This window comes from Tibeticola sp., from assembly GCF_022759015.1.
GTDB classification, from domain to species: Bacteria; Pseudomonadota; Gammaproteobacteria; order Burkholderiales; family Burkholderiaceae_C; genus Tibeticola; species Tibeticola sediminis.
In genome coordinates this window covers 1-8,354 of the sequence record NZ_JAEMQB010000060.1, presented here as the reverse complement: position 1 = coordinate 8,354, position 8,354 = coordinate 1, and the positions used below count along the sequence as shown (strand labels likewise).

General features: G+C 68.2%; 8 protein-coding genes and 1 tRNA gene. 2 read left to right on the top strand and 7 right to left on the bottom strand.

Annotation, left to right across the window (positions count from 1 at the left end):
* The 4 genes from JHC36_RS03660 to hemC form a co-directional block, all read right to left on the bottom strand.
* Positions 1-599 (bottom strand): heme biosynthesis HemY N-terminal domain-containing protein (locus JHC36_RS03660; protein ID WP_287915992.1); only part of this gene is annotated, 599 nt, incomplete at its 3' end.
* A 31-nt stretch (positions 600-630) separates the two neighbouring features.
* Positions 631-1,713, bottom strand: coding sequence for a uroporphyrinogen-III C-methyltransferase (locus JHC36_RS03655; RefSeq protein ID WP_287915989.1), 1,083 nt, complete (start codon positions 1,711-1,713; stop codon positions 631-633).
* Positions 1,710-2,501, bottom strand: a complete 792-nt coding sequence (locus JHC36_RS03650) for a uroporphyrinogen-III synthase (RefSeq protein WP_353846115.1) — start codon at positions 2,499-2,501, stop codon at positions 1,710-1,712. Before JHC36_RS03650 ends, JHC36_RS03655 begins: the two co-directional genes overlap by 4 nt.
* A gap of 31 nt (positions 2,502-2,532) precedes the next feature.
* On the bottom strand, positions 2,533-3,483 hold the full coding sequence (gene hemC / locus JHC36_RS03645; RefSeq protein WP_287915986.1) for a hydroxymethylbilane synthase: 951 nt from the start codon (positions 3,481-3,483) through the stop codon (positions 2,533-2,535).
* 146 nt (positions 3,484-3,629) lie between these two features.
* On the opposite strand from hemC, the gene ppc reads away from it, so the two are divergent.
* Positions 3,630-6,494, top strand: a complete 2,865-nt coding sequence (ppc, locus tag JHC36_RS03640) for a phosphoenolpyruvate carboxylase (RefSeq protein WP_287915983.1) — start codon at positions 3,630-3,632, stop codon at positions 6,492-6,494.
* A 74-nt stretch (positions 6,495-6,568) separates the two neighbouring features.
* Here ppc and JHC36_RS03635 read toward each other — a convergent pair whose 3' ends face one another.
* Both JHC36_RS03635 and cysM read right to left on the bottom strand, forming a co-directional pair.
* Positions 6,569-6,799 (bottom strand): sulfurtransferase TusA family protein, encoded by a 231-nt coding sequence (locus JHC36_RS03635; protein WP_124223953.1) that lies wholly within the window; start codon positions 6,797-6,799, stop codon positions 6,569-6,571.
* A 124-nt stretch (positions 6,800-6,923) separates the two neighbouring features.
* Positions 6,924-7,826: a cysteine synthase CysM gene (gene cysM, locus JHC36_RS03630; RefSeq protein WP_287915978.1), complete on the bottom strand. Its 903-nt coding sequence runs from the start codon at positions 7,824-7,826 to the stop codon at positions 6,924-6,926.
* 38 nt (positions 7,827-7,864) lie between these two features.
* Here cysM and JHC36_RS03625 point away from each other — a divergent pair.
* Positions 7,865-7,949: transfer RNA gene (locus JHC36_RS03625), tRNA-Leu, on the top strand.
* 53 nt (positions 7,950-8,002) lie between these two features.
* Here the strand turns inward: JHC36_RS03625 and JHC36_RS03620 are convergent.
* The coding region (locus JHC36_RS03620) for a metallophosphoesterase family protein (RefSeq protein WP_503006827.1) at positions 8,003-8,354 on the bottom strand (352 nt) is incomplete at its 5' end.

Below are 8,354 nucleotides of genomic sequence, written 5' to 3'. Positions count from 1 at the left end.
TCGAGGGCGGCCGCGGCATCGTTGTCATCCAGCGCCCACTGGGCCGCCCGCAAGCGCGCGGCCTCGGCCCATACCGCAGGCGCGGCGGCGACGGCACTCGGCCCCTCTTGGGGCGGATTCAGAATCTGCTGCAGATGCTCGTCGCGCGCGCGGTGGTCCCGCAGCGCATGCGACGCGTCGGCTGCGGCCAGGTGCGCCTGCGCCCGCAGCGCGACGGCCGTTTCCGCGCCCAAAGCCCGAGCCAGGTCGGGCGATTGCAGGCGTCCGAGGGCTTCGAGGGCCGAACGCCGCGCCCGCGTGTAACGCCCTGAGCGCTCCCAGGCCAAGGCATCGTGCAGCGAGCGATGCACAGCGCGCTCGCGCTGCTGCAAACGCCAGGCACGCGCTTGGGCCGGCAGCGCCCGCAGGGCGCCGAGGGCGCGCAGGGCGGCGTAGAGCAGCGCAAAGCCGACGACGAGCCCGAGCAGCACCAGATTGAGCGACAGATCGACCCGCCAAGGTGGCCAGAACACGCTCACGGTCGCCGCGTTCTCCCCGGCGAACAGGGCGAGCGCGACGGCCACCGCGAAAAGGATGAGCAGGCGAATCACGATGCGCATGGGAGCCACCAACGACGATCAGCCGAGCCGGTCAACGCGTGGCTCCTGCGGCGGCGGCCAGCGCGGCCAGCGTTTCGTCGACCCGCGGCAGCTCGGCGCTGCGCATCTGACTCTGGATTTGCTGCAAGAGCGTGGCAGCCAACTGGGTCTTCTTCGACGCGGGGTCGAAATAGCGGTTGATCAGGTCCGCCGCAGCAGCCAGATCGGCGCGCGCCGCCGCATGTTGGCGCGCCAGCAGCCCCAACCGCGCGTTGATGATGCGAAGCTTGAGGTTTTCGCGCAGGAAAAAGCCCTGTTCAGGCGAGAGCAACGCGGCCTCGGGCTGCGCGATGCGCGAGACCCGAACCAGGCCCTGGAACGGCTGCCAGACGCGCGCGAGCCAGCGCTGCCACAGTGGGTCTTCGGCCCGAAGCGGCGGCGCATCGGCCGCCGCCCGCCCCTGGCTGCGGGGCGGCGGATCGGCGGCCAGCGGGATTTCGTCGACGAGCCGCACGAGTTCGTCGAGCTTGACCAGCAAGGCTGGCGTGTCCGGCAGGTTGGCGCTTCGTATGCGGTCGATGTCACGGGCGAGCGCACGCTGCAGCGGGGCGAGTCGCGGCTGGGCCACACGCGCCAGTCGCTGCTCGGCGCTCTTGAGCTGAGCGAGCAGCGGTTGCGGACTGCCGGTGAGTTCCGCCTGCTGCTGGCCGAGCCGGATCGCCGCCTCGATGTCGACGATGAGGTTTTCGTCACGCGAACGCGACAGGGTCTGGAGCAACTCTTCGATCTGGCTGCGCTGCAAGGAAACTTCGGCCAGGCGAGCCTCGAGCACCGCCTGCCGCGACGCGGCGTCGCGCGCCTGGTCGAGCGCTTGCCGCGCCAGCGTTCGTGCCTCGATGGACTGGGCGGTGGCCTCGGCACTTTGGCGGGCGAGCTGTTCGGCCATGCCCGAAACTTTCTGCCACAGGAAAAAGCTACTGGCAAGCGCCAGCCCCGAGGCCAGCGTCAACCAAAACCAAGGCTGCCGCCACAGCGCACGGGATGCGCCTGCTGCCGCCTGCGGCACAACAGCAGCGCCCTCGTGCGGCGCATCCGAGGGCCTGGCATCGGGGCTGTGCGGCGCTGGCTCGTTCATTGCCACGATTTTATCGACGCGGCAACGGCCGCGGGGTCGCTCGGGCACAAGGCGACCGAGCCGAATCCGAGCGCCCGTGCCGCCTCGGCGATCCGCGTATGGGTTGCCAGAGCGCGTGCCCGTTGCCAAGGCGCGTCGGGCAGCCTCCGGCGCAGCACGCCCAGCGCCTGCGTGCTGCTCAGCACCCAAACCGCCCGATGGTCGAAGGCCCACTGCACGAGGGCGATCTCCTCCAGCCCCAGCTCGGCCGCCAATCGTCGATACGCAACCACCCCGTCGACGAGCGCACCCGCCGCGAGCAGCCGATCGGCGAGCCATTCACGCCCCTCCGGCCGCCCTTGGGCATCGCCGCCGCGAACGATCAGTACCCGCAGACCGGGGTGCACCCGGGGGCTGACCTGCTGCCACAACGCCTCGGAGTCGAACGCGCCCGCCTGCAACGCGGGCGCGTCGATGCGCTCGGCCGGCCAACCACGCTCCAGCAAGGCCCGCCGCGTCCCCGGGCCGGTCACCCACGCTCTTGTTTTCAGAGCTATCGAAGACCAATTCACGCTGGCATGGCCCGGTTTTGATCCCAAAAAATGCGCCACGGCCGCGGCGCTGACGAACATGACGGCGTCGTAGGCGCCGAGCTGCTCGCGCGCGGCCTCGAGTGCGGGCGTGGGCGACACCGCACCGATCTGGAGCAGCGGCAAGGCCCAGGCCCAGATGCCCAGAGTCTCGAGCGAGCGCACCCAGCGCGCGGCCTGCGGCTCAGGCCGGGTGACGATCGCAACCGGCATCGTCATCGCGCCGCGCAACCCGGCTGCCGCGGCGCCATCACCGCGCGCCCTGAGAGCGAAGGTCTGCCGCCACGCGCATGCCGAGCGCCTCGGCCTGCGCGGAATCGCCGACTTCAGCGCTGCCCTCGGCGCGCAGCAGCGGCGCGACGCCTTCGGGGTCGCCCCAGGCGGCCGACAGCTTGAGCGTGCCGCCGTCGAGCACCGCATGGGCCGCCAAGGGCATCGAGCAGCTGCCACCGAGCGCACGGCTCACCGCCCGCTCGGCGCTGACGCAAAGCCAGGTTGCGGCATCGGCCAGCGGCGCCAAAGCGGCTTCGAGATCATGGCGATCGGCGCGGATTTCGATGCCCAGCGCGCCCTGGCCAGCCGACGGCAGCATTTCGTCGGGCTCGAAGATGCGCCGGATGCGTGCGCCCAAACCCAGCCGTTTGAGGCCGGCCGCGGCGAGGACGATGGCCGCATATTGGCCCTCGTCGAGCTTGCGCAGCCGCGTGTCGAGGTTGCCGCGCAGGGGCTCGATGCGCACGTCCGAGCGACCCAGCTCGGCCAGCCGCGCGCGCAGCAGCACGGTGCGGCGCAGACTCGAGGTCCCGACCACCGCACCCGCGGGCAAGTCCTCGAGCCCGGCGCAGACCGCCGACACCCAGGCGTCCCGCGGATCTTCCCGCGCCATGACACAGGCCAGCGCGAAGCCCTCGGGCAAATCCATGGGCACGTCTTTGAGCGAATGCACGGCGAGGTCCGCCCGCCCCTCGGCCAGCGCCACCTCGAGCTCTTTGACGAACAGCCCCTTGCCGCCGACCTTGCTCAGGGTGCGGTCGAGGATCTGGTCGCCGAGCGTGGTCATTCCGAGCAACTCGACGCCGAAACCCAGCGACTGCAAACGCGCACGGACGTGTTCCGCCTGCCACAGGGCCAAGCGGCTTTCCCGGGTCGCAATGACCAGAGACGAAGGGGCGGACGTCAAAATCGATCCTCCAAGAGGCATGCCAAAACGAGCGTTGATGCTAGCATGTGCGCTTCGCACCAGCCCCGCAGGGGCTTGGCGTGAAACCGGGTCCGGTGCAGCCGGACCTCTTGTCGACCCCATCGGCCAGCGGGTCTCGACCCGTGGGTCGAATCCTGCCCAACCCGATGACCGCCCCCTCCGAATCCGCACCGGCCGCCCGCCCGTCCCCCGCCCGTTCCTCCACGCCCGCCCGTCACGCTGCGAGCGACGCCGAGCGTCCCTTGATCGAAGACATTCGCCTCTTGGGGCGTCTGCTCGGTGACGTCATCCGCGAGCAGGAAGGGGACGACACTTTTGACCTCGTCGAGCAGATCCGACGCTTGTCGGTGGCCTTTCACCGCCACGCCGACCAGGCGGCCAACGCGGCGCTCAAGCGGCGGCTCAAAAGCCTCAGCAGCGAGCAAGCCGTTCGCGTCATTCGCGCGTTCACCTATTTCAGCCACCTGGCCAACCTGGCCGAGGACCGGCATCACATCCGACGGCGCGCCGTCTACGAACGCGCGGGTCGCTGGCAAGAAGGCTCACTCGAACACGCGCTGCGTCGCCTGCACGGCCACGGCATCGACGCCCAGACCATCGCCCGCACGCTCGAGCACGCCTACATCTCCCCGGTGCTGACCGCCCACCCGACCGAGGTGCAGCGCAAGAGCATCCTCGACGCCGAACGCAGCATCGCCCGGCTGCTCGCCGAGCGCGACGAGATCCGTGCCCGCTCCGCCGCGCAGGGCCTGAGCCGCGACGCGCTGCTGCCCAAGGAATTGGCTCGCAACGAAGCCGCCTTGCGTGCGCGCATCGTCCAGCTCTGGCAAACGCGTTTGCTGCGTTTTTCCAAGCTCACCGTCGCCGATGAGATCGAAAACGCGCTGAGCTACTACGAGACGACCTTCCTGCGCGAAATCCCACGCCTCTACGCCGACCTCGAAGACGCGCTCGGCCAGTCCTCCGTGGCGGCCTTTCTGCGCATGGGTCAGTGGATCGGAGGCGACCGCGACGGCAACCCCAACGTCACCGCCGAGACGCTCGCTTACGCGCTGTCGCGGCAGTCCGATCTCGCGCTGCGCTACTACCTCACCGAAGTTCACCATCTCGGCGCCGAGCTCTCGATGTCGACCCGACTCGTCGCGGTGACGCCCGAAATGCAGGCGCTGGCCGATCAATCGCCCGACCGCAACCCGCACCGGGCCGACGAGCCCTACCGACGCGCGCTCACCGGGGTTTACGCGCGGCTGGCAGCCACCCTCAAGGCGCTCAGCGGCGGCGAGGCCGCGCGGCACGCGGTGGCACCGCAAAACCCGTACCCCGACGCCGCGCAGTTCCTGGCCGAGCTTCGCATCATCGAAACCTCGCTGCGCGCGCATCACGGCGAGGCCTTGATTCCGCAACGTCTGCGCGGCCTGATCCGCGCCGTCGAAGTCTTTGGCTTCCATCTCGCCACGATCGACCTGCGGCAAAGCTCCGATCAGCATGAAGCGGTCGTGGCCGAACTGTTGCGCGTGGCGCGGGTGGCCCCGAACTACGAAGCGCTCGATGAACGCGCGCGGCAGGAACTGCTGCAACGCCTGCTCTCGGACGCGCGCGTCCTACGCGTGCCCGACGCGGACTACTCCGAGCGCACCCGCAGCGAACTCGCCGTGTTCGAAACCGCGCGCCGCATGGTCGACCGCTACGGCACGGCAGCCATTCGGCACTACATCATCAGCCACACCGAGACGGTCAGCGACCTGCTCGAGGTGCTGCTGCTGCAAAAAGAGGTCGGGCTCATGCGCGGCACGCTCGACGGCGAGGGCTCGGCGCGGCTCATCGTCGTGCCGCTGTTCGAAACCATCGCCGATCTGCGTCACGCCACCGACATCCTGCGGGACTTCTATGCGCTCCCAGGCGTCCTCGACCTGATCGAGCGTTCGGGCGGCGAGCAAGACGTGATGCTAGGCTACTCCGACAGCAACAAGGATGGCGGCATCTTCACCAGCAACTGGGAGCTCTACCGCGCGGAAATCGCCTTGGTCGAGTTCTTCGACGAACTCCATCGTTCGGGGCGGCCGGTGCGGCTGCGCATGTTCCACGGGCGCGGGGGCACGGTGGGTCGCGGCGGCGGCCCGAGCTATGAAGCCATCCTCGCCCAACCCCCCGGAACCGTTCGCGGCCAGATCCGCCTGACCGAGCAGGGCGAGGTCATCAATTCCAAATACGCCAACCCCGAAATCGGGCGACGCAACCTCGAAACCCTGGTTGCGGCCACGCTCGAGGCGAGCCTGCTGCAACCCACCCGAGCCGCCACACCCGCCTTTCTCCAGGCCGCCGCGCAGTTGTCGGAATCGAGCATGCAGGCTTATCGGGATCTGGTCTACGAAACGCCGGGGTTCGAGCGCTTCTTCTTCAACGCCACACCGATCCGGGAGATCGCCGAGCTCAACATCGGCTCGCGTCCGGCCTCCCGGCGCGCCAGCCAGCGCATCGAAGACCTGCGCGCCATCCCCTGGAGCTTCAGCTGGGGGCAATGCCGGCTGACCCTGCCGGGCTGGTATGGCTTTGGGTCAGCGGTGGCGCAATTCCTCGAGCGGCCCAGCGCGCCCGAGCGCGAGCGTGCGCTCGCGCTCTTGCAAAAGATGTACCGCCAGTGGCCCTTCTTCCGGACCCTGCTCTCGAACATGGACATGGTGCTCGCCAAGAGCGACCTGGGCTTGGCGTCGCGTTATGCGGAGCTGCTCCCCGATGCGCGCCTGCGCCGGCGCATCTTCACCGCGATCGAGACCGAATGGAAGCGCACCATCGACGCTTTGGAACGCATCACCGGCGCGACCGAGCGCCTCAGTGGCAATGCCGCACTGGCGCGTTCCATCCGAAACCGCTTTCCCTACATCGATCCGCTGCACCACTTGCAGGTGGAATTGGTCCGCCGCTATCGCAGCGGTGCCGATGACGAGCGCGTGCGGCGCGGCATCCATATTTCCATCAACGGCATCGCGGCGGGCTTGCGCAACACGGGCTGAGAGGCTGAGCCCCGTTTCGGGCGCCGTGCACACCGGGAATCGGCTCTGGCGCTCGCCCCCGGCTCGACCTTGCGTCAACGCCGACGCAAGACGTGGATGTATTCGCCCGCAGGGGTCTGTTGCTGCTCGACCAATTCGTTGCCGGTCTGGCGCGCGAAGGCCTGGAAGTCGCGCACCGAACCCGCGTCCGTCGAGACGACGCGCAGCACCTGGCCGCTTTGAAGTTCGGACAATGCTTTCTTGGCCTTGAGAATCGGCAACGGGCAGTTGAGCCCGCGGGTGTCGATCTCCTTGTCGATGTTCATACAGCGTAACTCCTTTGGCTTCGGGCCATTCTAAGGAAGAGCAGGAAAGCCTGCCGAAGCCAGTTCGACCAACGCCCCCACCGAGTACCACGCTCGGCGTCTGGCCTTGCCCTTGGCCGATCGCTCATGCCGGAAAAACGCCGGTGGAGAGATAGCGGTCACCGCGGTCGCACACGACGAACACGATGGTCGCATCCTCGACCGAGGCCGCGATTTGCTGGGCAACCCAGCAGGCGCCCGCAGCCGAAATGCCCGCGAAGATCCCCTCCTCGCGCGCAAGGCGCCGGCACATCTCCTCGGCATCGGCCTGACTGACGTAGACCAGCTCATCGACCGCCTTCGGGTCGTAGATTTTGGGCAGATATTCGGGTGGCCATTTGCGGATACCCGGAATCCGCGAACCCTCGGACGGTTGCGCCCCGATGATGCGGACCGCCGGATTTTTCTCCTTAAGGAAGCGCGACACGCCCGTGATCGTCCCCGTCGTCCCCATGGCGCTGACGAAATGCGTGATCCGCCCCTGGGTCTGCTCCCAGATCTCCGGGCCTGTCGTCTCATAGTGGATGCGCGGGTTGTCGGGGTTGGCGAACTGGTCGAGCACGCGCCCTTTGCCTTCGCGCACCATCTTGTCGGCCAGATCGCGTGCGTACTCCATGCCCCCACTTTTGGGCGTGAGGATGAGTTCCGCCCCAAAGGCCTTCATGGTCTGCGCCCGCTCGATGGAGAGGTCCTCCGGCATGATCAGCACCATGCGGTAGCCCCGTATGGCCGCGGCCATGGCCAGCGCGATGCCGGTGTTGCCGCTCGTCGCTTCGATCAGCGTGTCGCCCGGCTGGATTTCGCCGCGCTCCTCGGCCCGGCGGATCATCGACAGAGCTGGCCGATCTTTCACCGAGCCCGCCGGGTTGTTGCCCTCGAGCTTGCCGAGGATGATGTTGCGGCGCGGTCGCCAGACTTCCGCGCCGAGCCTCTGCAAGGCCACCAACGGCGTGTGGCCGACCGCGTCTTCAATCGTCGGGTAGTTCATGCCGACACTGTGCCATAATTTTGGCTTCAGTCCTGCCCGCCCGGGTGGTGAAATTGGTAGACGCAGGGGACTCAAAATCCCCCGCCGCGAGGCGTGCCGGTTCGAGTCCGGCCCCGGGCACCAGCCTATTCCTTCGGCCCCACGACCCCAGCAGGGGTTGTGTGCGTAGCCCAGATTCAGAACGGATGAGCCGGCCCATAGTCGCCACTGGCGGCGACATGGCTCACGATGTGCCCATCCTCTCCGAGCAGGTGCACCCCAAAACCTGGCGGCTCGCTGCGCCAGGCCGTCAGCCCCTCTTCGCGCCAGTCGAGCGCGATTTGATGCGCCGTCGATGGCACCGTCAGGGCGGGCACGCCCCCCCAGACACTGAAAATCGGGCGGTGCAGGTGCCCGCAAATGAGCCGGCGAACCTGGCTATGCCGCAACAGGATCCGGGCGAGTTCATCGCCGCCTTCGCGTAAGCCGATTTGGTCCATGTGCTCGATGCCACTGCGAAACGGCGGATGGTGCATGGCGACCACGGTC

Excerpts from the sequence above, each read along its gene's own strand:
- JHC36_RS03635 (WP_124223953.1), bottom strand. The coding sequence starts at position 6,799 with ATGAACATCGACAAGGAGATCGACACCCGCGGGCTCAACTGCCCGTTG.
- JHC36_RS03650 (WP_353846115.1), bottom strand. The coding sequence starts at position 2,501 with ATGACGATGCCGGTTGCGATCGTCACCCGGCCTGAGCCGCAGGCCGCG.
- cysM (WP_287915978.1), bottom strand. The coding sequence starts at position 7,826 with ATGAACTACCCGACGATTGAAGACGCGGTCGGCCACACGCCGTTGGTG.
- JHC36_RS03655 (WP_287915989.1), bottom strand. The coding sequence starts at position 1,713 with ATGAACGAGCCAGCGCCGCACAGCCCCGATGCCAGGCCCTCGGATGCG.
- hemC (WP_287915986.1), bottom strand. The coding sequence starts at position 3,483 with ATGCCTCTTGGAGGATCGATTTTGACGTCCGCCCCTTCGTCTCTGGTC.
- ppc (WP_287915983.1), top strand. The coding sequence starts at position 3,630 with ATGACCGCCCCCTCCGAATCCGCACCGGCCGCCCGCCCGTCCCCCGCC.